The sequence below is a fragment of the Acinetobacter sp. X9 genome, from assembly GCF_054889255.1.
Genome location: NZ_CM142679.1, coordinates 3,055,201 through 3,081,743 on the forward strand (window position 1 = coordinate 3,055,201; position 26,543 = coordinate 3,081,743).

Annotated in this window: 22 protein-coding genes; 6 read left to right on the forward strand and 16 right to left on the reverse strand. The window is 38.6% G+C overall.

Annotated features, from left to right (window positions below; translation table 11 throughout):
• Position 1 precedes the first annotated feature (1 nt).
• The 3 genes from smc to ACYU0V_RS14575 all read right to left on the reverse strand — a co-directional run bounded on the left by smc (position 2) and on the right by ACYU0V_RS14575 (position 5,217).
• Complete coding sequence (smc, locus tag ACYU0V_RS14565; protein WP_461848029.1) at positions 2–3,451, reverse strand: chromosome segregation protein SMC; 3,450 nt, start codon at positions 3,449–3,451, stop codon at positions 2–4.
• Between the two features lie 10 nt (positions 3,452–3,461).
• The gene (locus ACYU0V_RS14570) at positions 3,462–4,157 is read right to left on the reverse strand and encodes a GntR family transcriptional regulator (protein ID WP_016144478.1); all 696 of its coding nucleotides are present in this window, start codon (positions 4,155–4,157) and stop codon (positions 3,462–3,464) included.
• A 256-nt stretch (positions 4,158–4,413) separates the two neighbouring features.
• Positions 4,414–5,217, reverse strand: a complete 804-nt coding sequence (locus ACYU0V_RS14575; RefSeq protein WP_461848031.1) for a sulfite exporter TauE/SafE family protein — start codon at positions 5,215–5,217, stop codon at positions 4,414–4,416.
• Positions 5,218–5,247: 30 nt separating this feature from the next.
• On the opposite strand from ACYU0V_RS14575, the gene ACYU0V_RS14580 reads away from it, so the two are divergent.
• Together ACYU0V_RS14580 and ACYU0V_RS14585 are read left to right on the forward strand one after the other, a co-directional pair.
• On the forward strand, positions 5,248–6,000 hold the full coding sequence (locus tag ACYU0V_RS14580; RefSeq protein WP_068526716.1) for a biotin--[acetyl-CoA-carboxylase] ligase: 753 nt from the start codon (positions 5,248–5,250) through the stop codon (positions 5,998–6,000).
• A 14-nt stretch (positions 6,001–6,014) separates the two neighbouring features.
• Positions 6,015–6,749, forward strand: coding sequence for a pantothenate kinase (locus ACYU0V_RS14585; RefSeq protein WP_064785587.1), 735 nt, complete (start codon positions 6,015–6,017; stop codon positions 6,747–6,749).
• A gap of 49 nt (positions 6,750–6,798) precedes the next feature.
• On the opposite strand, the gene ffh is transcribed toward ACYU0V_RS14585, so the two are convergent.
• Positions 6,799–8,211, reverse strand: a complete 1,413-nt coding sequence (gene ffh / locus ACYU0V_RS14590) for a signal recognition particle protein (RefSeq protein ID WP_002120334.1) — start codon at positions 8,209–8,211, stop codon at positions 6,799–6,801.
• Positions 8,212–8,351: 140 nt separating this feature from the next.
• Here ffh and ACYU0V_RS14595 point away from each other — a divergent pair, with 140 nt between their 5' ends.
• Complete coding sequence (locus ACYU0V_RS14595; RefSeq protein ID WP_002120294.1) at positions 8,352–9,161, forward strand: cytochrome C assembly family protein; 810 nt, start codon at positions 8,352–8,354, stop codon at positions 9,159–9,161.
• Between the two features lie 84 nt (positions 9,162–9,245).
• Positions 9,246–10,190, forward strand: coding sequence for a tRNA dihydrouridine synthase (locus tag ACYU0V_RS14600; RefSeq protein ID WP_213069700.1), 945 nt, complete (start codon positions 9,246–9,248; stop codon positions 10,188–10,190).
• An 80-nt stretch (positions 10,191–10,270) separates the two neighbouring features.
• Here the strand turns inward: ACYU0V_RS14600 and ACYU0V_RS14605 are convergent, their stop codons facing one another.
• From ACYU0V_RS14605 to ACYU0V_RS14635, 7 genes are all read right to left on the reverse strand, one after another.
• A complete protein-coding gene (locus ACYU0V_RS14605) occupies positions 10,271–11,224 on the reverse strand; it encodes a DUF6160 family protein (protein ID WP_461848033.1) in 954 nt (317 codons plus the stop codon).
• A 161-nt stretch (positions 11,225–11,385) separates the two neighbouring features.
• Complete coding sequence (locus ACYU0V_RS14610) at positions 11,386–13,797, reverse strand: DUF6160 family protein (RefSeq protein WP_227061980.1); 2,412 nt, start codon at positions 13,795–13,797, stop codon at positions 11,386–11,388.
• A gap of 32 nt (positions 13,798–13,829) precedes the next feature.
• A complete protein-coding gene (locus ACYU0V_RS14615) occupies positions 13,830–14,555 on the reverse strand; it encodes a DUF6160 family protein (protein ID WP_347747065.1) in 726 nt (241 codons plus the stop codon).
• A 15-nt stretch (positions 14,556–14,570) separates the two neighbouring features.
• Positions 14,571–16,607, reverse strand: a complete 2,037-nt coding sequence (locus ACYU0V_RS14620) for a hypothetical protein (RefSeq protein ID WP_060466140.1) — start codon at positions 16,605–16,607, stop codon at positions 14,571–14,573.
• Between the two features lie 217 nt (positions 16,608–16,824).
• A complete protein-coding gene (locus ACYU0V_RS14625; RefSeq protein ID WP_060466141.1) occupies positions 16,825–18,165 on the reverse strand; it encodes a hypothetical protein in 1,341 nt (446 codons plus the stop codon).
• Between the two features lie 303 nt (positions 18,166–18,468).
• Positions 18,469–19,038, reverse strand: coding sequence for a dCTP deaminase (gene dcd, locus ACYU0V_RS14630; RefSeq protein ID WP_002120290.1), 570 nt, complete (start codon positions 19,036–19,038; stop codon positions 18,469–18,471).
• 114 nt (positions 19,039–19,152) lie between these two features.
• Positions 19,153–19,746, reverse strand: coding sequence for a LysE family translocator (locus ACYU0V_RS14635; protein ID WP_206236741.1), 594 nt, complete (start codon positions 19,744–19,746; stop codon positions 19,153–19,155).
• A 362-nt stretch (positions 19,747–20,108) separates the two neighbouring features.
• On the opposite strand from ACYU0V_RS14635, the gene ACYU0V_RS14640 reads away from it, so the two are divergent.
• Positions 20,109–20,675: a DUF2062 domain-containing protein gene (locus tag ACYU0V_RS14640; RefSeq protein ID WP_016802582.1), complete on the forward strand. Its 567-nt coding sequence runs from the start codon at positions 20,109–20,111 to the stop codon at positions 20,673–20,675.
• A 32-nt stretch (positions 20,676–20,707) separates the two neighbouring features.
• Here ACYU0V_RS14640 and ACYU0V_RS14645 read toward each other — a convergent pair whose 3' ends face one another.
• The 3 genes from ACYU0V_RS14645 to ACYU0V_RS14655 all read right to left on the reverse strand — a co-directional run bounded on the left by ACYU0V_RS14645 (position 20,708) and on the right by ACYU0V_RS14655 (position 23,560).
• On the reverse strand, positions 20,708–21,580 hold the full coding sequence (locus ACYU0V_RS14645; RefSeq protein WP_461848036.1) for a 5'-methylthioadenosine/S-adenosylhomocysteine nucleosidase: 873 nt from the start codon (positions 21,578–21,580) through the stop codon (positions 20,708–20,710).
• Positions 21,581–21,723: 143 nt separating this feature from the next.
• Positions 21,724–22,914, reverse strand: a complete 1,191-nt coding sequence (gene apbC / locus ACYU0V_RS14650) for an iron-sulfur cluster carrier protein ApbC (RefSeq protein WP_005071039.1) — start codon at positions 22,912–22,914, stop codon at positions 21,724–21,726.
• 145 nt (positions 22,915–23,059) lie between these two features.
• Positions 23,060–23,560, reverse strand: coding sequence for a hypothetical protein (locus tag ACYU0V_RS14655; RefSeq protein WP_017386611.1), 501 nt, complete (start codon positions 23,558–23,560; stop codon positions 23,060–23,062).
• Positions 23,561–23,844: 284 nt separating this feature from the next.
• Between ACYU0V_RS14655 and metG the strand changes: the two genes are divergently transcribed.
• Entirely contained in the window at positions 23,845–25,911 is a 2,067-nt protein-coding gene (gene metG / locus ACYU0V_RS14660) for a methionine--tRNA ligase (RefSeq protein ID WP_461849954.1), read from the forward strand.
• Positions 25,912–25,993: 82 nt separating this feature from the next.
• On the opposite strand, the gene ACYU0V_RS14665 is transcribed toward metG, so the two are convergent.
• Together ACYU0V_RS14665 and ACYU0V_RS14670 are read right to left on the reverse strand one after the other, a co-directional pair.
• Positions 25,994–26,341 (reverse strand): EF-hand domain-containing protein, encoded by a 348-nt coding sequence (locus ACYU0V_RS14665; protein WP_081309825.1) that lies wholly within the window; start codon positions 26,339–26,341, stop codon positions 25,994–25,996.
• Positions 26,310–26,498, reverse strand: a complete 189-nt coding sequence (locus ACYU0V_RS14670) for an NF038215 family lipoprotein (RefSeq protein ID WP_068565954.1) — start codon at positions 26,496–26,498, stop codon at positions 26,310–26,312. The genes ACYU0V_RS14665 and ACYU0V_RS14670 overlap by 32 nt, the downstream gene beginning before the upstream one ends.
• Positions 26,499–26,543: the final 45 nt, after the last annotated feature.

A 26,543-nucleotide genomic window follows, 5' to 3' on the forward strand; every position in this document is an offset into this window, starting at 1 on the left:
TCTATGACTCCGAAACTAACCCGTATTCTTTTGCCTGTTCTAAATCGACAGTGACTAATTTTGATGTACCCGGTTCAGGCATGGTCACACCCAACAAATCAGTTGCCATGGTCATCGCCAGCTTATTATGTGTAATGTAAATGAATTGTACATGTTCAGAAAGTTCTTTTACCAAATTACAATATCTCTGAACATTCGCATCATCAAGTGGTGCGTCCACTTCATCTAGTACACAAAACGGTGCCGGATTTAATCTAAAAATCGCAAATACTAATGCTAACGCTGTTAAAGCCTTTTCTCCACCGGAAAGTAATGCTAGAGAACTATTTTTCTTACCCGGTGGCCTTGCCATCAGTTTAACACCAGATTGCCAATCATCTTCAAGACTTAAACTCGCCTCACCACCATTAAAAACCTTTGGAAACAGGTTTTGCAACTCCTGATTGATTTGATCAAAAGTTGTCATAAACAGCTTACGGGTTTCTTGGTCAATGCTTTTCATCGCATCTTTTAGTTGAGTTACCGTATTTTCCAAATCTTGAATCTGGTGACTCAGCTCATCAAAACGCTGAGAAACTTCTTCAAACTCTTGTGAAGCGGCAAGGTTAACCGCTCCAATTTTTTCAAACTGTTTCTGTACTTTTTCCAGTTTCTGCTGGTGCTCGGTTAAATCTATTTGTAAGCCTTTTTGGAGTTCGGCATTTAGCTCTTTAAGCTGCTCTTGATAATGCTCACGATCTGACTTGGCTGCTTGCCATGCCAATCGTTTCTGTTCAAGTTGTTCTCTAAGCTGCTCATCTTTTTGTTGATATTGATGACGCTGATCGGTCAAAGTCTGCTGTTTTTCCTGCACACTATTGAGTTCAAGCTGCCATTCATTCCAGTTCTTTTGCAACTTTTCAGTTTGAGCAAATTGTTGCTGAAACTCTGACTCAAGATTCGGTAGCTCTAATTGAATAGGGTCAACAAACTTTTTCGCTTGCTCCATTTGAGCTGCAATTTGCTGATATTGACTTTGCAAGAACGAGATATCTTTTTCAAGCAACTCAACCTGTTGAGTAGTCTGAGTACTATTACGGCGTAAAATTTCACGTTCTTGTTGCTGATGTTGCAGGGCTTGTTGCTTTTCGTCTAGCTGTTCCGTTAATTCTTCTACCCGAAATTGCAAAGTTTTATAGTCAGGTAAAATGGTTTCAAGCTTGATTGCTAATGCATGCAAATCAATTTCAAGATCGTCTTTTTGCATTGCATCTTCTTCAAGCTGCATGTCTAACTGACCAAGTTGATCTTTTAATTGCTGTTTTTGCAGTAAAAATGCTTGTGCTGCGGTTTGTTGCTTGGCAATTTGCACATCAAGCTGTTGTAAGTCTTTTTGCTTTTGTTTCACAACTTGCTGTTTGTGCTGCACACCTGACTGTAAGTGCGCTAACTCATCTTTTTGCTGAACTACGATTTGATCTAATGTTTGTAATTCAGGTTGTTGCTTTTCAAGAGCTTGTTCAATTTCGTCTAGACGAATACGGTGGCTCAGCATACCTTGTGCACTTTGGCTTTCGTCATCATACATAAGAGCAATCACCCAATCCTGCCCGACATGATAGCCATCTAAAGTCAAAACAGACTGACCATGTTGCAATTGCTTTTGCTCATTTAAAGCTTGAGTCAAATCTTGTGCAATCGCTACATTTGAAAAGATTGATAGTTGTGGCGATGCAATCCACTCATTTAAACAAGCCAAGTTCCCTTTAAATTTACTTATTTGCTCTGAAGGTTTTAACTGGCGGGCAACTCCTTCTTGAAAGACTTGTTCGGTCTCAAGAATATGAGCTTGTAACCATTTTGCTAAAAACTTCTCAACAATCTGCGCATGCGGTTTGCCCTGCTCTGTTAACTCTAGAGCTTGCATTAAACGTAACGTATCTTGGTTTTGCTTTGGACTTTGTTTAGCAACAAGCTGGCTTAAGTTTTTCTGCTCTGATAATAAAACTTGGATTTCTGTTTTTAGTGTTTGCTGCTGGTTTTTATTTACCTGATGCGCTTGTTGAGCTTGTTCAATATGCTGCACATATTGCTCAATTTCAGTTTCAAGCGTCGAAATTTCACTACGCAACTGTTGTTGCAGTTGCTCAAGCTCACCCTGCTCATCTTCATGAACATGCGATTGAATTTGGTTTGCTTGATGTTGCAAAGTTTCTTTTTGCTGCTCAATGCGCTGAACATTTTTACCCAACTGTTCAATTTGAGCTGACATCTGCATTTTTTGCTGCTGTTGTTTTTCAACCTGAGCTTTTATTTGTTCAAACTGTTGTTGTGCTTGTTTTTGCTGAGATTGTAAATCAGCAAAGTTTTGTTCAGCCTCCGTCGCTGTATGCTCGACTCTAGTTAAAGCTTCTGTTTGTTCTTCTAGCTGATTATTCAGTGTTTCGAGTTGCAATTCAGAAAGCTGTAAACGTTCTTTAGTTTGGAATCTTTGCTGCTCTAACTGAACGAGAGTGGTACTATTTTGCTGGTATAGACTCTGTTTTTGTTCAAGAGTCATTTTCAGCTCAGATAGTTTCTTTTCAGCTTGTTGCCATTCTTGTTGTAGCGGTGAAGATTGCTGAATAAGTCTCTGAAATAAAGCACTGGTTGCTTCTAAATCATGTTCAATTGTACTTAATTCTGAGCGAACCAATTTAAAAGTTTCACCCAGTTCATTCATTTGAACGGTATATTCTTCTTGTAGGCGTACACTTTTATCTGCCTGAAAGGACAAAATTTCAATTTTTAGGGTCCGAATCTGGCTTTCTAACGTTTTATATTGAACTGCTGCTTCTGACTGGCGTTTAAGCGTTTTAAGCTGCGATTTTAACTCTAGTGCAATATCGTCTAAGCGTGAAAGATTTTGCTCTGTATGTTCAAGATGCTGCAAAGTTTCACGGCGACGAGCCTGATAACGAGAAACACCCGCGGCTTCCTCAATGAACACACGCATTTCTTCAGGCTTGGCATCAACTAAGCGGTTAATCATGCCTTGCTCAATGACCGCATATGAACGTGGTCCTAAGCCTGTTCCCAAGAAAATATCGGTAATATCACGGCGGCGACAACGTGTACCATTCAAGAAATATTCTGACTTACCTTCACGAGTGACCTGACGGCGAACAGCTAACTCATTATAAGCATTATACGATCCACCTAACTTTCCATAAGTATTATCAAAGCGTAGCTCAACACTGGCCACACCAACGGGCTTACGTTTGGAAGTCCCCGTAAAAATAACATCTTGCATGCTACCACCACGGAGCTGACGAGCGTTTGACTCCCCCATCACCCAGCGGATTGCATCGATTACATTGGATTTGCCACAACCATTTGGACCAACCACTGCTGTGCGGTTCGCCTTAAAATTTAAGGTTGTACTATCTGCAAAAGATTTAAAGCCGGAAAGTTTTAAACTGCTTAAACGCATAATGCCCTAACTAGCGGCGTGAGCGTCTTGCCCAAGCCAATTCAATCTGTTTCATTCGTGTCAGCGATTCCAACACAAGGTTACGTAAGTGTCGACAAAAATCTTCCATAAATAAAGCGGCTTGTTGTGATTTTCGGATTAAAATTGCATCAGTCACGAGTTTAAATAATGCAAATGCTTCTTGTAGTTCCCTCTTAGAGGTATTTAAGGTCAAAAAATAACTACGACGTAATGATGGTAATAACTCTTTATAAAATTTCATTAGATAAGGATTACCCACCATATCTTGCTGTTCAGCTAGATATTGGAAGACCCCATCATAAAATTTTTCGATATCACCTGCTTTGACATGCTCAAGAAGTTGCTCTAATAGCAACTGTAATTGATCTGCTTCATGCGCACGCCATGTTTCGCTCATGCGTTGTACAATATGCCCCAATAACATCATATTTGTATCAAACAACGCTTTAACTTGTTGTGCAGACATTTCTGAAACAATTGCCCCACGGCGTGGAAATATCTCAATTAAATGAGTACGCTCTAATAATAACAATGCTTCACGAACTGATCCTCGGCTAACGTCAAGTTCTTTGGCAATACGTAGTTCTTGAATACGTTCGCCTTCTACTAGCTCGCCACTAATGATCTGTTCGCTAATATATTTGACAATTTGCTCAGAAAGACTTTCTGTCTCTTCGAGATTCATAAATCACCCGCTACTTTTTATATGCATTAATCCATGCTTTTCTTTCGCATCCTTGTTTTTAACTGATCCCATCGATTAAAAACTATGTCATTGTCTGACAATTTTATTGCATTTTAAGCCAACTCATTTAAAAACAACACCAAAATCAGATGAATAAAAGCTTGGAGCGCTCTTATATTCTATGAATAAAAAAAGCTCGAATTCCTAAAAATTCAAGCTTTTACACCACTGTCTTATAAATTTAAGATTTTAGTCTCTAGTGCATAATGCCTTTATAAATAAAATAACTGCCTACCACCACTAACAGGCAAGCAAAACATTTTTTTAACATCTGCGGCGACAACGCATGAGCAACCTTTGCTCCAAACTTCGCTGTGACAAAACTCATGACACTAATGCCAATAAACGCATAGATATGTACATAACCAATCGTGTTAGGCACTGAGATTTGTTCTTTTGCACCAAACCACATAAAGCCAATCGCTCCAGCAACCGCAATTGGTAAACCGCAAGCGGCAGAAGTCGCGACTGCTTTTTGCATGACCACGCCATGACGGTTTAAGTATGGAACGGTTAAACTTCCTCCCCCAATTCCAAAAATTGCAGAGGCAATACCAATGCCTCCACCCGCCATGAATTGCATAGGGGTTGAAGGGAGCTGACGCGTTGGATCAACAACTACATGTGCTCCTTTAAACATCCTATAGGCCATCACAACCGCAAAAATACCAATAAGAAGTTGCAAATGCTGGCCAGACATCAGGTCAGCAATACCCGCCCCTAAAAATGAGCCCAACACCAGTCCAGGCGCTAAATTACGAAAAACAGGCCAAAGTACTGCACCCTTTTTATGATGAGCTGAAACAGAACTAAAAGACGTCACAATAATGGTTGCAAGCGATGTTCCGACTGCAATATGCATGATTAACGCTGGATCATAGTGTAACTGGGTAAAAACCACATAGAGGATTGGTACAATAATTAGTCCACCACCGACTCCAAACAATCCGGCAGTAAAACCAGCAATTGCGCCAATGAGTAAATATATGATTAACTCCATAAATGTTTTACCACTCTGCTCATATTCAACATGGATTTAGAGACTCGCCAACTACAACAACTTTTAAGCGCAAAAAACCAGCTTCCAGAAGTGGTTTTATTAAAAGCAACCACAACTTCGACCAATGATGATATTCGTGAAATTGCCCAAAAAGGCATTACAACGGGCTTGGTTTGCAGTGCTCAACAAACTCAAGGGCGAGGTCAACATCAACGGCAATGGATTTCACCTGAAGGAAACATTTATTTAAGCACATTGGTGCAAACTCGAACACCCTTAGATGGTCGCTTAGCACTTGAAGTTGCTCTGAATATTTTGCAAATCCCCCAGTTACAAGCTCTTAATCTGCAAGTGAAATGGCCAAACGATTTATATAGTGCTCAGGGTAAATGGGGTGGAATTTTAGTCGAACCACTGTCTCAGCATCAGGCTATTGTAGGTGTAGGGATTAATTTAAAAACACCACCAGTGACTGATAGTGATCAACCAATTACCTCTTTAGAGGATTTAGGTCTAGATCAAATGGGTCGTCTTGAGTTAATTTCAGAGCTTTATGTTGCCATTCAAAATGCTGCTCGCTGGTTTGATCATGGCTGCTACAATTTAGCGGGACGTTTTAACCATCACGCGGCATGGATTAATCAGCTAGTTCAGTTCGAACATAGTCAGGGACTGGTACATGGTCGTTTTGTTGGAATCTCCAATGAAGGTGCAGTAATTCTTGAAACTCCTGAACCTCAACAGTTTTATCAAGGTCGCTTAAGACCGCAAGTGAATCAATAAACAGGTGTTCTTCCATGAAAAGTTTATGGCTTGATATCGGGAACACCCGTTTAAAGTATTGGATTACTGAAAATCAGCAAACTATTGAACATGCAGCTGAGCTACATTTACAGTCTCCTGCCGATTTATTACTTGGGTTAATTCAACACTTTAAGCATCAAGGCCTGCATCGAATCGGGATTTCTTCGGTACTCGATACCGAGAATAATCAACGTATTCAGCAGATTTTAAAATGGCTTGAAATTCCAGTAGTTTTTGCGAAAGTTCACTCTGAATATGCAGGCTTACAGTGTGGTTATGAAGTTCCGAGCCAGCTTGGAATTGACCGCTGGTTACAAGTGTTAGCTGTAGCTCAGACAGATGAAAACTATTGCATTATTGGTTGCGGAACAGCGCTCACAATTGACCTAACTCAAGGTAAACAGCATTTAGGAGGTTACATCCTGCCTAATTTGTATTTGCAGCGAGATGCTCTTATTCAAAATACCAAGGGTATTAAAATTCCAGACTCAGCTTTTGATAACCTAAATCCGGGCAATAACACTGTAGATGCAGTACATCACGGTATTTTATTAGGCCTGATTAGTACCATTGAAAATATTATGCAGCAATCTCCTAAAAAGCTACTGCTGACTGGTGGTGATGCAACACTATTTGCCAAGTTCTTACAAAAATATGAGCCTGTGGTAGAAACCGATCTTTTACTCAAAGGATTACAGCAATATATTGCCCATTATCCTAAAGACTAAAATACAGAACAAAATAAAAGGCGCTATATGCGCCTTTTATTTTATAGATTTATTTCTTTTGGTCGTTGTTACCAAACAGTGGACCCATTCCGCCACCGCCACCGCCAAATTGCTTTTGCATATTGCCTAATGAACGCATCATTTTGCTCATACCAGATGGATTGGCAAACTTCTTCATCATTTTGGCCATTTGTGCTTGTTGCTTGATAAGTTTATTCACTTCAGCAACATCCATACCGCAACCTGCTGCAATACGTTTTTTACGACTTGGGTTCATTAAGTCCGGATTACGGCGCTCTTTAACAGTCATTGACTGGATAATAGCTTCCATCTTCTTAACTTGTTTTTCAGGGTTCGCTTGCTCAATTGCTTGCTGAATTCCTGCACCGCTCATGCCAGGCAACTTGTCTAAGAAGCCCATCATGCCGCCCATTTTTTTCATTTGTTCAAATTGCATCAGCATATCTTCAAAGTTGAAGCTACCGCCTTTTTGCAATTTTTTCGCCATTTTTTCGGCTTTTTCTTTGTCGATTTTACGTTCAACTTCTTCGACTAAAGAAAGTACGTCACCCATGCCTAAAATACGTTGAGCAACACGATCCGGATGGAATGGTTCTAAGGCATCAAGCTTCTCGCCCATACCCAAGAACTTGATTGGCTTACCAGTAATGGCACGCACAGAAAGCGCTGCACCACCACGTGCATCACCATCAGTTTTAGTAAGAATCACGCCAGTAAGTGCTAAAGCATCATTAAATGCTTTTGCTGTATTTGCAGCATCCTGACCTGTCATGGCATCAACCACAAACAAAGTTTCAGTCGGCTTAACTGCTGCATGTAATTCTTTAATTTCGTCCATCATGTCTGCATCGACATGTAGACGGCCTGCCGTATCGACAATCAATACATCAGCAAACTGGATTTTTGCCTGTTCAATTGCACGATTAACAATATCAATTGGCTTTTCAGAAGGATCTGAAGGAATAAAGCCTGCACCAACTTCATTTGAAACAGTTTCTAACTGTTTAATTGCTGCCGGACGGTAAACGTCGGCAGAAACAGTCATTACTTTTTTCTTTTGACGTTCTTTTAAGAAACGTGCCAGCTTGGCAGCAGTTGTGGTTTTACCTGCACCTTGTAAACCAGCAAGTAATACTACAACAGGAGGTTTCGCACTTAAATCAAGTGTTTCATTCGCCTCACCCATCATCTTGGTGAGTTCGTCATAGACAATTTTTACAAATGCCTGGCCTGGTGATAACTGAGTCATCACTTCTTGGCCCAATGCCTCTTCCTTAACTTTCGCGATAAATTCACGAGTTACAGGTAACGCGACATCGGCTTCAAGAAGTGCCATACGTACTTCACGTAAGGTATCTTTAATATTGTCTTCGGTCAGCTGCCCTGAGCCAGTAACATTTCTTAAACTCTGTGTGAGTCGTTCTGTTAAGGTATCAAACATTGCAAAATCCGCTTAAAATGGCTAGTTGCAAAAAAATCTTTCTCGAAATAGAAAATTTATGCATAGAATGCTATAGGATACTTTAGTTCGCAGCGAATTTATATCTTATATAGATGAATTAATCCTGAAAAAGGTTTGACATGATTAGCCTCCCCTTGGTTTATACAATTTTGGCACTCATCGCATATACCACTTCTTTCTGGTATCTGTTTATTCGTTTAATGTCAAAACGTGAACCAAACTCATGGTTATTTGCTTTTGTTACTATCTTGGCATTAGTACTGCACGGCACAGTTTTATGCGATGCCATGCTTACACCAGCAGGAATTAACTACGATGTATTTAACCTGATGTCTTTTACATCGGGGCTTATGTTATTGTTAAGCTTAATTTTTAGTACTTTTCGCCCTATTCTGCCGTTAAATTTGTTAGGCATTCCTGTCGCAGCTATTGGTCTTATTTTAGGGTTTGCCTTTAGTCGACCAGATCAATTTATTGAACAGCATTCGTTAGGACTTGATACTCATATCATTCTTTCGCTTTCTGCCTATGCAGTTTTACTGATGGCAACCATACATGCGATTTTAATGTGGTTCCAAAATCGTGAACTTAAAAAGAAACAAAAAAAACGTTTCTGGGTCAACTTACTCCCGCCAATTCAGGCGATGGAATCTTTATTATTTGATCTGATCATTACTGGTTTTATTTTATTAACGATTGCGCTTACATTTGGTTTTTTAACAATTGATAGCTTCTTTGCTCAGCATCTCGCTCATAAAACCGTATTTAGTATTATTTCTTGGTTTATCTATGGCTCATTACTGATCGGCCATTACAAACTTGGCTGGAGAGGCCAAAAAGCAATTCGTTTTACCTTAATGGGTTTTGTACTTTTAGCGATCGGATTTATCGGCAGTAAATTTGTACTTGAGATGATCTTAGGGCGCTAGAGAAATTAAAATTTAATCGATACTAGACAGCGTTATGCATATCCCGTATAACGCTGTTTTCGTTTTACTCAGGTGACACAGACTGTGAAACTCATACTCGCTCCAATGGAAGGTTTAACTGACCCGATCATGCGGGATACACTCACATCTGTTGGTGATTTCGACTGGTGTGTGACCGAATTTATTCGCGTTACAGACAGTATTTTGCCAGACCACATCTATTATAGTTTTTGTCCTGAACTAAAAAATGATGGTAAAACGGCAGCCGGTACCCCTGTTCATGTTCAGTTTCTAGGTAATAATCCAGATATGCTGGCAGCAAATGCAGCAAAAGTTGTTGAATTGGGTGCACCTGCAATCGACCTTAATTTTGGTTGCCCTGCAAAAACCGTTAATCGACATCGTGGTGGTTCAGTCCTTCTTGATGAACCAGACGTGGTACATCTGCTGATTAAAGCAGTGAGAGATGCGGTACCTGCTCATATTCCTGTTTCAGCAAAAATGCGTTTAGGTTACCTCGATGAAAACCATACGATGGAAAATGCCCACGCTGTTGAAGATGCAGGTGCAAGCTGGTTAACTGTACACGCTCGAACTAAAGCAGATGGCTATACGCCACCAGCTTATTGGGAAAAAATTCTACCTATTAAAGAAGCTTTAAAAATTAATGTCATTGCTAACGGTGAAATCTGGACCAATGCTGATGCTAGAGCTTGTCAGCAACAGTCTGGTTGTGAAGACTTAATGATTGGCCGTGGTGCGGTAACGACTCCAGATTTAACCCAATGCATTCGCCAAAATATGGATGAAGCGTTATTTAGTTGGGAACAACTTGTTGATTTACAAATTCGCTTTTTAAATGGTCAAGCAAAAACAGAAATTGGGATGGTTGGTCGTTATAAGCAGTGGTTAGGCATGATGACCAAAGCCTATCCTCAAGCGAAAGAATTATGGGACCAAGTGAAACGTATTAAAGCTTTAGATGAAATTGTTCAACAATTAGCACACACCAGATCAGATACTATTTAACTCGCTATAACCTTAAAAAAGAGGGCGATTGTTTTCACAACTGCCCTCTTTCGTATTTCAGGTTAAGCTATTATTCTTTTTTAAAAGCCGCTTACTTTCATTTTAAAGTCAGTTACAGAAACGCCAGTGACACCAAAACTCCCCATAGAACCATTAGATAAATTATTAAACGTTGTTGTATTTTGAGTACCCATATTCCCTAAAGTGACATTATTAAGTGAAGCATCAAATTTGCTAGATGCGCCTGTATTCCCAAAAGTTAATCCAGTTGGATCAACTCCTGCATAAAAACCATCTAATACAAAACCAGTTGAGGTATTTGTTCCTGCAAACTTAAACCCAAATGTAGCACCTGTATTATCGGACACTAAAGTAATTGGACAACCCGTAGCAGCAGAACAAATAGATTGAATTGCCCCACCAAATTTAACCATAACAGACTGGGCCGCATGACCCAGTTGAATGTTTAAACGGGGTTTATTGGTTTGTACAAAGTTAATATCAAGATTTCCACTAGAGCGAATGATTTCTTTTACACCCGTATTTACTGTCGTTCCCGAACTAAAAATTGATTTTGGTGCATAACTTGTTAATGCATAATCGGATGGGCTAGATAAAGATGTACTTGGGGCTAAATAAACTGAAAAAGGTAAAAGTCGAATTCCGTTTACATCATTCCCCATAGATATAGCTAAATTTAAAAAAGGATTTCCACCCCCAGCATCTGCGTCCATTGCAATATTAAAAGAAGGATTACCCGATACAGCGGCTTTAATAAACTCTATACCAGGAACTGGATTAGTAGAGTTTCCAGCAATGACAAAACCAGCCTTACTGTTATAAGAAGTTGAAGTAATACCGTTAGTATCAATGAGTGCGACCTGGTTAAATTTAACTTTATCGGCCTGAATTCCTAAAGTTAAGCCATTTTGGCCCGTCGCTGCTGCAAGGCTTTGATCATCCAAAGGCTGCATTGCAAAAACACTTGAACTACTGGCAAGTAGCAGCCAGAACCCTATATTTTTATTCTTCATGTCGCTCTAATCCTTAAGAGACAAACGCTTATTATTTGTTCAGACTATCAGAATAATATTCAAGTACAAAGCAATTATCTCTATAACCCGACGAATGCAAATCCAATCACACTAAAATAAAATTTCTATAAAAAAGTGACGATAATCGTCACTTTTATTCATCAGTTAAAGGCCCCATTTCTAGGCACAATACTAAAGTTACTATTTAAACGCCCCCCCGTAATCGCAAGCTCACCTAAACGTGCTCCAGCTCCTGTTGAAGGCGGATAGAAATTAATATCCTTGACACGTAATGCGCCATCAATACTCTTATCCGGGTTAAAATAAACAGCCGTATTTACGCCAACTTTACCTAAACCACTTGTTGTATCTTTACCCACTACCAAAGCAGTATTAAACGCTAACTTTCCGGTAATATTATCAAAACCAATGGCAGAACCATCAATTGGATCACTAATTTGGACTGTATTTCCAGTTGCTGTGGCAGGCATAGTGAAATCGCCGAGTACTGTTAAAGCACTACCATTAGCAATTGAACTATTTGGCACAATTGATAAGTTAAGATCGCCACCTAAACGGAGTTTTAGACCAAATAACACATCATTATTTTTGGCAAAATTATCGATAGGTGAAGTGCATGAACCTGTCGCTGGACAAGTTTTATATTTAGCCCCTGGTAAATAACCAGCTGCAATTTCTGTTGATAAAGCAAGTAGCATCTCTTTTAAACTAATATTAAGACTGCCATTTTCTAAACCAATACTTCCATTACCTTTGAGGAACATATCGATATTACGTAAGCCCATGTAATAATCAGTAGGACTACCACCATTATTAGCATTTGGAGAGCCATCAATTAATAAAATTGAGGTTGTTTTGGTTCCAGTCGCATCACGTCCCGTAGTTCCAGCAGCAATACCAAAACCCAAACGCGAAGTCGTTCCAGATGGGGCCACGACATTTCGAACAGGCTTATCATTTGCATCTTTTGTATAGTAATAAGCACTATTTGCCGGCGCATCTAAACCATATACAGCAGCATTGGCATTTAAGTTATAAAAAGGTAATGCCAAGCCCCACTGGTTATTTGCACCATTGTCTGCAAACTGATTGGCAGCAGCAACATTTGCACTTGTCGTAAAACGACCTCGTCTTGAAAATGCTTGAAACTCTGCTCCACGCATCGCAAGAATTAAGCTAAACGGATTAGTGACCGTATCACGGTGAATGTTATGTTGATAATCCGCAGCTGTCGTTAAAGTACCCGACCCTAAACGAATTGCATTTAAAGTCGCGTTGTTTGGCATCAATAACGTTTTTGTATCAGCAAGATTTAAATAAATATTTCCACTATCAAAATAACCGCGTGTAGCTGAATTAAGCCCCGTTAAATTACCGAACTCAAAACCATAAGCATTTAAACCTGCTCCACCAATTTCTAAGGTAGTTGCTTTGCCATCTGAACCTAACATCGAATCATTATCTTTAGTGAACTCCCCCTTCATACGAAAGGCAATTCCAGAGTTACCTAAAATACTATTACTTGAGCCCGTGCCCGTAGCGGTATTTGCAGTGCCTAATATTGTGCTATCTGACGTACCATCCATACCACGGACTTGTAAATAACTATTTACCATACGTCCGCTAGCACCTAAACGAATCAAGCCTTTCGCATTTTGGGGGCTATTGGTTGCATCTAAAGCATAAGGGTTAGTTTTATCGACATTAGAACTTAACATGACCTCAATATTCAGGCCTGAATTAGTTACTTTTCCACTACTATCTACATATGTGCCTGCTGTTAGACCAGAAGCTGAATCTGCTACACGGTTAAAATCAACATAGCCATAGGTACTATTTGGAGTTTGCCCTACACTAGCAACGTTAGTTCCAGTATTCGTCTGTAAAACCACGCCACGCGTTGGGTCAATCAACATGGCCCCTTTACCAACAAAATTAAAGTTAAAATTTCTTAAAATTAATTGATTTAGCTGACTGCGTGCATCCACTTGCCCTAGATAAATATTGGCATTATTAATACCAAGCGTCATGCTTGACTGGCTATTTGCATTAAATAGCCCATCTTGGGTTGTAAGTGCCAAATTTAAAGGAGAGGTCGTTTGAATAGCCAACTGCCCTAAAGTTGGCGAGCATGTAGCTGAACTATTACAAACTTTAACGCTATTTACAGTAATAAGTGATGGACTGCTTTGCATAGAAAAGTCGAGTCCAGTTTTACCCGTAGTTGGGTTACTCCCTACATCTAAACGGTAATTTGTATTTAAAGGCTGACTAGATGCATTACTTTTTTGTACTTTTATCCCGCTCGCTTGAGCTCTTAAGACCTGATCTGCACTAATAGGTGTACCTGCATGGTCATCCCAGTAAGCATTATCAATATTGATTTCATTAAACGTCGTTTGAATCGAAATCCCATCTTGTCCATTAACAGCACTCAAGTCAGCATCAGTTAAAGCTTCTAACGCAAAAACATGTCCGCTCACTAACAATATGCTGGTTGTTAATGCGTTTAAAATAAACTTTGAGCTGTGATTTTCTTTATTTTTTTTCATCACTTCAGTTCCTTTGAAATCTACATTAACCCTTAACAACGAGGATGGCTGCCATCACAGCTAAAGACCATGACTTTTCCTTGGATAGCCAAATTCCCATTCATCATCAAGCCCATAAAACCAGTTTCACGTCCATGGTCATACGCCGATGGTGTTGCAGTAGCAACTTGCTGGTTTGCACTATTAGCAGTCGCTGCATAAGTTGGTTTTTTGAAATATGCATAATCATACATATTTGCACTGGAACCTTGCGCTGTTGTTGAGCTGGTAAAGTTATCTTGCTCAATTGATAAAGCATTAAAACCAAAGTTACGAATTAAAATTGGCTGTGCCGCACTAAAACTAAGCTGAATAGCAGGCTTAATCATTTCAGTATTATTTTTATCCAAATACTTTAAATCAGCGCCATCCAAACCCATCTTTTGAATATTTAAAGTACCTTGTACGCCTTTAAATACGAGCCAAAGTTTATTACCACTATCACTATTTTCGGCCCAACCACTTGGTTTCGTTGCATCTGCTTGTACAAAACGCTTATTAATTGCCAAGCCAAGATGGCAAAACTCTACGCTCTCACAGACACCACCACTACCATTGTCAAATACACCGTTAGCTGTTTGGTTTAAATTGAGCATTAAAGATAAATCAGCACCCGCTTGACCATTTATGGCCTGTAATGCTTCATTATCTAAAGTTTGTAGCTCTGCATGAGTGACCGTTGCACAAAGAGCGAGGATTAAAGTACTTATTTTTTTCATAGCATTCTCCTCCTCTTATAGACCTTTAGTTGTCAGTTTCAAGTGTTGGATTAAAACACCGTCAATGACAGCAGAACCCATGTTATTACTAATCGAAGAACTAATTTGTGAACTGGATAATTTATATGTATTCAAGTCAGCATTAGGCGTGGTTGTAGACCAACGTCCATTGTTATAAAGTGCATCAGGTAAAGGCGTACCATTTGGTACAACATATTGTGCACCATTACCCGCATCTGTAGTGGTATAACCTGTATTATTTACTGTCGGGTTATAATAAGAAGTACTATCAATATTAGCCCAATTCGCTCCTTGAGAATCAAATTTTAATCCTGAACCCGCATTTCCAGTCCAGCCTGTTGCTGTACGATATTGCCAAGTATCATAACAAGTAAAAATTAAACTACATGTATAACTACCCGCTCGACGTTCTTGATTTTGTAGTTGATAAAAGTTTTTAGTTTGTGTGGTAGCGGCAACTGTACCTGTTGGCAATTTTCCAAATGAAATGCCGACTGCATCTTGAGTACTATTCCCTTTAAATGCCTCTAAGGTATTATTCGCCGCATTATAAACAGTCGATCCTATTGAAATACTACTATGCGTTGCGCTAGAACCCTGATAACTTTTACCACCCAATGTTAAATTAGTGCCACATTGATAAATATTACAAGTAGAACCGAGATAACTACTATCAGTTCCAGTATAGTCAGTATAGATTTTCTTATAAATTTCAGGTTTATTCGGAATACGAGCTAGTTCTAAACTAAAGTTTTTACCATCCGAGCTTAAAACCAATGGTTGATATAAAGAGCCCAACACAAGGTTAATATTCGGGTTATAGAGGTATAAACCTTCATTCGCATCAAAAGTTGGGGCAATTCCCCCATTAATTGCAGGGGTTACCAAATTACCCTGCCCAGTACCAGATTCACGTGTGCTTAAACGTAACACATTACTCATTGCATTGTCAGTTGGTGCAGTCCATGAACCAGTTGATGTAACAGTCGTAGTCTGGCTACGAATACGATATAACCAGTCTGAACTTGGCGAGTTATTACTTGGTGCCCCAGTATATTGGGTGCTATAGCGATTTACCCATGGTCCAACTGCTGATGTAGGAGTATTTGAAGTAATCGTTGCTCTTAAATTAGAGGCATCCCCACTATTTAAACGTACTACTCCAGCAAAGCCTAAAGTATTATTGTAGAAGGGGCTCATTCCTCCTGCAGATGTCGCTCCACCTAGTGTCTGGAAAAGCTGTAAACGACTGCCGTTTAAACTAAAGTTATTCCACACTCCTTGTAAACGAAGACGGTTTGCACGGCTTGCATCTGTACTTGTGCCGATCAAACCATTTGCATCACCATAATTAAATTGATCTGACGCACCATTTATTTTATTGGGATTTCGGACAAAAATATCTGTCCATAAGCCTAGTTTTAGCTTATAAGCGTCAATACCTGCAGAATCCTTCGTTCCGACTTCATATAAAGGGGCTTCTAAAGCTAAGTAAGTTACCTGACATGTTGGATCAGTCGCACCTGTACAATTATTAGCACTAAAATTCGGCACTGAGTTTTCAGTCGCAACTTTGAAAATCCAAGGGTTAACAGCAGTACCCCAGCTTGAGATTGCAGCAGCTGCATCAGTAGAAGCAAGGCGAGTATTTATATCATTATCAGATTTAGAAAGTGCCAAGCCATAAAGAAAAATATCAGCTTTACCTACTGCACGGTCGCCAGAATCAATCGAACCATTTTTATTAGTATCAGCAGCTGTCATACTTAAAGGACCAACAGGTACGTAATTGATATAACCTGTATCTTTAGTACGATCAGTTAAAATCTGACTTGAGGTTTCATTTGCACCTGCACCACGAAATACCATATAAGTATTCTGTGGCAAGATAGCAATACCTTCACCTGTAGTTTCACTTAAGCCCGCATCAGAAAGTTCTTCGAGCGCGAAACTAGGTTGGCTTATACAAAGCCCAATTAAACTTGCCAAAACGGTTTTTTGAAACCTTACCGTATAATTAAGTGTAGTCATCTTGACCTTCCTGTTTTATACGATGCCGTGCACCATATTTATTTTTCTTTAACAATCCTTGAGGTCAGGTGAATTTCTCCTTTTCACCTTATGCAAAGAGACAAATCTAAAAGATATTGCCAACTTTTCCACATTTCCATTATGTGCAATATTTGCACAAATGCAAAAAAAAAGGCATAAAAATCTAAATTTCCGATGAATGAAATAGTTTAAACTTTTAGCAAAATTTTACATTTGCTCCATGACAGTTAGGTGCGAAACTTTGATTTTTTAAAACCAAATTGCTTAATGACATCTGTACTGGAGTTGCACCTGCTAAATTTAAGTTGCCAATATTAATCGTGCTACCACCAATACAACTTAAAAGACCTACAGCACCGCAGTCTACTTTTGTATCGCCTCTTGTACCCGTACTTAATTTCTCACTTACAAGTGCTAAAGTCTCTTCAATTGTTTTATTTGCAATACTTACAGAATCGACCGGAGTAATATCTCCAATATCAATTGGATTTGAAAGTTCTAACCACCAGCCTCGCTGCGCTATCGATTTAGAACCAGGCCAACGTATATCATTTCCCTGAAGCGATAATGAAACAGGGGAACCATTTAAGTTAGCTTTGTGGAAAAATCCCAAATCTTCTGAAATATCAACATTCACAGTTAAATTATTAATAGAACCTGTAACAGATTTATCTAAATTTAAAATTCCTGCCGCCATAGCCTTAATATTACCTGATACATTAATACCACTTACCGTTGCTGTGGCTTTTAATGGCGCTACAGAAATACGTTTACCAGTAATTGTTTGCTGAGGTAGAACTAAAGTACCAGTCAATTTATCAGTTGAGTTGCCAGCTGCATCTGTCGTTAAATTCAATGTATAGTCATATGTCTTAAAAGGTACACAAGCTAGATACCCACAAGCTTCACCAGAAATTTGAGTATTATTCACATCAGCTGGTCTCAAACCACTTACAGGATTTACTTTAACTGTACCTCCAGCTTGAGCAACCTCCATATAACCACTTAAAGAATTAATACCACTTTTAGTTGGTCCATTTTCAGTACCAAAAGTTAATAAACCTTCGATAGCCTCTGCACTTACTCGCATCCCAGTTACTTCGCGTAACGAAGTACTATTAGGATTTTTAATTGCAAATTCAATAAATGGATTAGTTATTTTTGCAGATGAACTAGCGCGGCCATCATTTGTATCAGAAATACCACTCAAACTTAAGTTATCAATATCAATATCACATGCTCCAGTACCATTAACACCGCCACACCCTAATTGAAGCTTGCGTATATTAGTATTAATTTCGACATCAGCATCTAAACCTAATTTATAAAAACCCACATTGCTATTACTATCACGCAATTTTTCTAAGTTTGCAGAGTCCGTAGGCGCAATATAAGACATACTCATCAAGGCTTGGCCCCGAGTTGCTGATAGTTCCGAATCTGACATAGGGACTAGTGTAGAAGCAGCGTAAGCTGAAGAAAAACATAAGCTTCCGAGTGTCAAAAGTGCTACTCGAAGTGACGTAAACTGTCGCATGGCCGACCTCCGTATCCGTGGGGGCTTAATCCTGTTTAATTTCTTTTTATTTGGCCTATCTACATTTGATAATGTATTTAACTAAACATTATCAAAGAGAGCCTATATCAATCATATTTGCTTTTAAATTCTGTGATGCAGAACAAAAAAACAAATCAATTATTGATCATTTTATATCATTTTCTACAAAAGGAAACTGTCGTTTATCATAATTCCGATAAACGCTTCTCATAAAAATTTTATTTATAAAATTGGGCCACCTCAGTGACCCATTATTTTTAAAATCTTTTCATCGAGGAAACATTAGGTTTTGGGAAGCGTAACACCTGTTTGACCTTGGTATTTACCACCACGATCTTTATAAGAGGTTTCACATACTTCATCACTTTCAAAGAATAGCATTTGTGCTACGCCTTCCCCAGCATAAATACGTGCAGGTAAATTTGTCGTATTTGAAAATTCTAACGTAACGTGACCTTCCCATTCAGGTTCTAATGGAGTCACATTTACAATAATACCGCAACGAGCGTAGGTCGATTTACCTAAGCACACTGTTAACACATTGCGAGGTATACGGAAATATTCAATTGTACGCGCTAGAGCAAATGAGTTTGGCGGAATAATACAAACGTCAGACTCAATATCGATAAAACTTTTGTCATCAAAATTCTTTGGATCGACAATTGCAGAATGTACGTTTGTAAAAACCTTGAATTCACGGGCACAGCGTACATCATAACCATAGCTAGAGACCCCGTAGGAAATCAACTTTTCACCATTTTTATCAAAACGGACTTGATTCTCTGCATAAGGTTCAATCATGCCGTGTTTTTCGCTCATTTCGCGAATCCAACGATCAGACTTAATGGCCATGTATTTTCTATCCAAAAGGTAAATTCATTGATTTCGACGTACTTTAACTTAAAAAACCAATTATGAAAACAACACAAAGCTACTCAAACAAATAAGAATAGCTCAGCGGTACATTTAAAGGTTCAGTAAAGCAGAATAACTAATTGGAATTGAAAAGCTGACCAAAACAAGCGAGGCAGTTTTTTGCAAGTTAGTTTGATTTAACCAACCCACTTTCTTAGATGCTAAAACCGATCCCAAAAAAATCCAGAACAATGCAATTGGGGTAATAAGTGCCAAGTAAGCCATCATATGAATTAAATAAATATGAAAATTACTCCATGCAGCTACTGGGAAAATTGCTGAGGCAAACAGTAATGCTTTTGGGTTTAATAAAGTGGCGCAGAATAACTCACGAGCACGAATCGTTGGCTGATTTAATTCAACTTCTTGATTTGCCGTATGCCATAACTTGATGGCTAAGAAAATAATATAGCAAGCGCTCAATAGCTTTAGAATAGGCGGCAGAATTGGTAGTGTGCTAGACACTTTTCCAATCAGCATTCCCCATGCAGAAATAGAGATGACATAACCCAAAACTTCTGCTGGAATAAGTTTTACTGACTTCCTTAAACCCACTTGTACCCCTGAAGAAGCGAGTAGTGTATTGGTTGGGCCTGGAGTAAGTAAAATTGTGGCTACTAAGCCAATAAAAAGCCATGAAATCATTGAATGACCTCACAATATAGTCATCTCAGATTAATAGATATCCTGTCACAAGGCAAAAGGTAATTGTAAGACAAAGTATTTCAAATTATTTTCAAAATTAAAATAAAGTATATAAAAACAAATATTTATAAAATTATTTCAAAAATTAGAGAAGAAAACTTTACGGTCAGTTGTGATGCTTTTCAAATAGATTACGCATTAAGTAACATAAGTATTTTTATTTTAAGTCTATTTTTCCATCAAAAGTCTTTATAATAAAAAATATATAGTAATGGTAAGTTTAAATTTTAAGCTTTTAATAAGTTTCAATTCATATATTGTTTCTGATTTTTTATATAGAGCATCGCGCTTTACTACCCTTAATGATTATGGCAAAGCATTTTTTTCAATCTTGGCTTCCCTCCCCCGAGAAAGTTTCAAATATGAAATTTCTAAGGATTTTTGGTAAAAAGACCCTTAATCCTGTGCTTTGGTATGTCAATCGAAAATCAATCACCCGAGCTGTTTTTGTTGGAACTTTTTTTGGTTTACTGCCTATTCCTTTTCACAGCGTATTTATTGTGATGGCGGTATTACTATTTGAAGTAAATTTACCAATTAGCTTGATGCTCGCTTGGTTAAGTAACCCGCTTACATTAGTTCCTATTCTATATATTGGATTTTGGTTTGGTGCTCATATTTTTCATGTGCATATGATTAACAAAGAAATGCTGCTAGGTGTATTGCATCAGATTTCTCGTTGGATTACTCATTTCGGCCATGGCCACATTGATTTTAGTCTTGCGAAAATCTTGATGACTGGACTTGTTGTAGAAGCTTTTGTATTTGCGGTTATTTTATATATATGCACAGAAATTTTCTGGCGCTGGATGGTTGTTAAAAACTGGAAAAGTAGACATCATCAAAAGAAGCAAGAAGAGGTTTTATAAAAGCTTCACTCTTCTTGCATAAGTTTAAATCATTATTTCGGTAGTTTTGATTTCATATATTCTTCGGCCACACTAAGCACATATTCTTGGCAAGCCTCTCCTGTACCAGGGTCATAAGCTCCGTTATTGGTAATATTATTAGATAAGATTCGAATGCCTAGGAAAGGAACATTAAACTGGCTTGCAATTTGTGCAACAGAAGCCGCTTCCATTTCTTCAACAGAAGTACCATAACGTTGATGGAAAAATTGAATACGATCTAGCTCATTATTCCAGACATCTGCTGAACCAATCGTTCCTTCAACCACATCACCTTTATCATAACGGACTTTATGTGCTGCCATTAACAACTCTTGGTCACCTTCAAATTTGCGTATTGCAATCGGTTCTGGATTTGATTCTTGAGTTGGCAAAACATCAAAAGCCTCAACCCATGTGAGTGAGTCTGAACCACCGCCCACTGGCTGTTTAGGTGTTCTAAATGCACCAATATTGGTTGTATATTTTCCTAAAACAATATCGTAAACGTGCAAATCAGGATCATGTCCACCTGAGGTTCCCTGATTAATGATCGCAATCGGTTTATAACGCTCAATCGCTAGAGCAGTTGCTGCAGCAGAGTTACTCATACCCATGCGAGTTTTAGAAATAATCATTGGATAACCGTTATAGGTACCCTTCCAGAATTTCCACCCACCAATTTCTTCAATAGTCTTATTCTCTAATTTTGAAGCCATTTTTTCCGATTCTACTGGCAAAGCACCCTGAATAATGATCGGCTGTAACTTCTGTTTTTGTTCCTGAACTGTTGGTGTTTGTGAAACAGATGAGTTGTCATCGTTACATCCAACTAAAAATAAAGCGCTACATAAACTGATTACGCCCAAACTATACTTAAATTGCATTTTTTAACCTTTCTTTTTAAAAAGTGTAAGGTAGCAATCTACATGCCAATTTCAAGTTCAGCTTTGTTATTAGGATTCAGTAATTTAATTTTTTATTTTAATCAGATGATAAAAAACCCGACTTAAAGCCGGGTTTTAATAAATTAGAAAATACGCTTATCATCACGTGTGCGTTGAGGGATTTTTTCAATCTGCTGCCAGACTGCTTTAGCAATCTCAATATAACTATCAGCCGCATCATCCATTGCCACAACGCTCGGTTTACCCTGATCAGCATGTTCACGTATTTGAGCATTTAGAGGCAAACGGCCTAACAATGGAATATGGTATTGCTCGGAAAGCTTATCACCACCACCGATACCAAAAATTTGCTCTTCATGACCACAGTTTGAGCAAATATGAGTCGACATGTTTTCGACAACACCTAATACTGGAATACCCACTTTATTAAATAATTCAATTCCTTTGGTCGCATCAAGCAAGGCAACATTTTGTGGAGTAGTCACAATGATGGAGCCTGTAACCGGAATACGCTGTGCAAGCGTAAGCTGAATATCACCAGTACCTGGTGGCATATCAATCATGAGTACATCTAAATCAGGCCAAAGCGTTTGATTAAACAGTTGCATTAAAGCGCCTGTTGCCTTTGGTCCACGCCATGCAACAGGTGTGTTGTTATCACCAGTTAAATGTCCAATAGAAAGCACAGCCATACCATAAGCATCTAAAGGTACAAAATTTTCACTTTCAATAAGTGGAGTTTTGCCAGCGTTTCCTAGCATTGTGGGAATACTTGGACCATAGATGTCAGCATCTAATACCCCAACCTTAAGTCCCATTTTTTGTAAGGCAAGCGCCAAATTAACCGTAGTTGTCGATTTACCCACCCCACCTTTACCAGATGAAACTAAAATAACATTCTTAATGCGAGGATGAAGTGGAACATCTCTCTGTTGCGGAGCGGCTTTTTGAATCGGTGGATTATTTGGATCTGGTTCTGATTTCGGCGAGGCATCAAGCACAGGAGGTAAATTTGAACTTTCTTGTGTAGGGCGCTTCTGTTGCACCACGTGTAAATTAAGTTCTTCAATACCGCACTTTTCTAATGCACCAGCTAAATCATCATGGATTTGCTGCAAATGCTCTTTTTCATCAGGAAATGTATTTATAGTGAGTTGTAATATACGACCCTGAACTTGAAGCTGACTAATGCGCTCCTTTAAAGCATCTTTTGAATGCGGTAATAAATAATTTTGGAGTACGGTTTGGATTTCATCTTCTTTCACTTCTTGTGCGGGTGAAAAAACGGACTTTAATGAAGAAAGCCAAGACATATTGTTTACTCCAAAAACAGATCATTACAGCTTAATGGAGATAGTGTAACAGTATTGCTCCACACTCGCTCACCTTGGGATGAATAATTACTCACTTCAGATCTCATCTTTTAGGTAAGGAGTGCAGATTTTAGTTTAAATCAGCTTATTCAGCAGAATCATGATTCTTTAATTTATTGAGTTTATCGGTTGCAGTTTTCTTCAACTCATCAAGTTTTGCGGTTGCTTGTGTTTTCAACTCATCCAATTTTGTAGCAGCCTCTTCCTTTAATTCCGCAGCTTTGGCTTTAGCATCGTCAAGTTTATGAGCTGCTTCTGTACGCAAGTGATCAAACTTATCTTGTAGACTATGCTGAGCATCCTCAAGTTTACCTTTTAAATCAGTTGCTTTTTCTTCAAGAGCCTCTTTACCAGAAGCTTGCTTCTCTTTTACATTTTCCTTTAAATCGTCCAAAGCTTTTTCACCTTGTACTTTCGCATCAGCTGCTTTTGCCTTTAATTGGTCTACCTTATCTTCAACTGCTTCTTTACCAGCAGCTTGCTTCTCTTTTACATTTTCCTTTAAATCGTCCAAAGCTTTTTCACCTTGTACTTTTGCATCAGCCGCTTTTGCCTTTAATTCATCTAATTTATTTTCTGTAGTCATCGTTGTTATCCTCATAGTTAATTAAAAAATTACCTGAATAAGTTATTAGTTATACATCGTTATGGCTTATTTTCTGACCGTAACTGCAATTTGAAACAAAGACAATACAGGAAGATTCAAATATTTTTTGATTTGTTTATCTGTTCTAAAGAGAAACCATGCCTGACCAAAATCCATTTTAATAGAAATCGCTTATGCCAAGCTGGAGATTATTAATCTTTGCTTATCTCCGTGCATCAGTTAAAATCTTCCACCTTATAAATACGAATGAGAGAATGAAATCCGTGCGTAAAATTTTAGTCACTAATGCCCTCCCTTATGCTAATGGTCCAATTCATATGGGTCATTTACTCGGTTACATCCAGGCAGATATCTGGGTTCGTGCCATGCGAGCAATGGGTCATGATGTGACTTATGTATGTGCGGATGATGCTCACGGTACAGCAATTATGCTACGTGCCGAAGCAAATGGTATTAGCCCAGAAGAGCAAATTGCGAATGTTCAAAAAGAACACATCCGTGATTTTGACGGTTTTGGCGTACATTTCGATCATTACGATTCAACGCATAGCGATGCAAACAAAGCACGTTCAACAGATATCTACATTAAAAACCGTGAAGCTGGAAATATTGCAGTCCGTCCTGTAACTCAATTATTTGACCCAGAAAAAGGGATGTTCTTGTCTGACCGTTTCATTAAAGGTACATGCCCAAAATGTAAGTCAGAAGATCAATACGGCGACTCATGTGAAGTGTGTGGTACGACTTATAATGCAACTGAGTTACTTAATCCACGTTCAACATTAAGTGGCGCAACACCAGTTGAAAAATCATCAGATCACTATTTCTTCAAGCTTCCAAACTTCTCTGAATATTTACAAAAATGGACGCGTGATGAAGGTCGTTTACCTCTTTCAATTGCGAACAAGTTAGATGAATGGTTTGAAGCTGGTTTAGCAGACTGGGATATTTCTCGTGATGCACCATATTTTGGCTTTGAAATTCCAGACGCACCAAATAAATATTTCTACGTATGGGTAGATGCCCCAATTGGTTATATGTCTAGTTTTGAAAACTACATCAAAACTAAACGCCCCGATTTAAACTTTGATGATTTCTGGAAAAAAGACAGTCAAAACGATGTTTATCATTTTATTGGGAAAGACATTGTTTATTTCCATGCTTTATTCTGGCCTGCAATGCTTGAAGGTGCGAACTATCGCACTCCAACTGGTCTTTTTGTAAATGGTTTCTTGACTGTAAATGGACAAAAAATGTCTAAGTCACGTGGTACTTTCATTAAGGCCGAGACTTACTTACAGCATTTAAACCCAGAATATTTACGCTACTACTTTGCATCTAAGCTTTCAGATAAAGTTGAAGACTCTGACTTAAATCTTGATGACTTTGTTCAAAAAGTAAATTCAGACTTAGTCGGTAAAGTCGTTAATATTGCTAGCCGTTGTGCGAAATTCATTAACAGCAGCTTTAACAATACGTTATCTGCTCAATGTGCAGAAACTGATTTAGTACAAAGTTTTATTGATGCTGGCGATTCAATCGCTGCTGCATATGAAGCACGTGAATTCTCTACGGCGATCCGTGAAATTATGGCACTAGCTGACCGTGCAAACCAATATATTGATGAGAAAAAGCCTTGGGCACTTGCTAAACAAGAAGGTCAACAGCAACAAGTTCTTGACGTCTGCTCTGTGGGTATCAACTTATTCCGTCAATTAGCGGTGTACTTGGCTCCAGTTCTGCCAACTTTAGCTCAACAAGTTCAAGATTTCTTAAAACTTGAAAGTTTCGATTTCGAGTCACGCAAACAAATTCTTGTAAGCCATGAGATTGCGCAGTTCCAACCGCTTATGCAGCGTGTTGATCCAAAAGCTGTTGCAGCTATGGTTGATGCTTCTAAAGAGTCTTTAGGTGCTTCTGCTTCAGAAGCAACTAAAGCAACGGCGAAAAAGGACAAAGTTGCCGAGAAAAAAGCTGCCCCTGCTCCAGCAGTGGGTGAAGCTGAAATTATCGGTATCGAAGACTTCTTAAAAGTTGACTTGCGTGTTGCTCAGGTCATTGAAGCAGGTACAGTTGAAGGTTCAGATAAACTACTACAACTTACTTTAGACGTTGGTGAAGCTGAACCACGCAATGTATTTAGTGGTATTCGTAGTCAATACACACCAGAAGACCTAAAAGGTAAATTGGTTGTTATGGTTGCTAACCTTGCACCACGAAAAATGCGTTTTGGTATTTCAAACGGCATGGTACTTGCTGCCGGAAATGGTGAAGGTATTTTCATTATTTCTCCAGACAGCGGTGCGAAACCTGGCGATAAAGTTTCTTAATCTGCTTTCAAAAAAAGCTCCCTAAATTGGGAGCTTTTTTGTTTTTAAGGACTTTGAATAGGTTTAAAAGAGGCTTACTAAATTAGGACCACGGCCACCCTTCGCAAGGGTTATTAAATAAAACGTGTATATTTCCCAACTCTTCATTTGTTAAATAGCCATTCTTATTTTCATCTAAATAATGAAATAGCTCTGTCTGCTTGTTTTCACCTTGAAAACGCTTATCACTCGGCCAGTTATAGGGATAAAAGTCTTCAACACGTTGAAACTCTTTTAGGCTATACATGCCATCATGATTTAAATCATATTTCTCTTGAAAAAGCTCCCAATCTAAAGAAGCAGGCTCACATGCATTTACCATATTCAAAATACAGTAAGTTGCACATCCAGCAAGTAACTTAATAATTAGATTGCTCATGATTGTTGGCATGTAAATCGGAAATCTTATAGTCCTTTTCGTGAACTGGAGAACCAGCAATACTCATGGCCCGCTCATTTGCCGGTTGTTGCTTACTCATCGTTCTCATCTCACATCCTGTAGTTAAGATGAGAAAAACTACAGAAATGCTCACCATTAGTTTTTTCATAACGTGATCCTCATTTCTTTTTGTTTTATTTATTAAGTTACCACT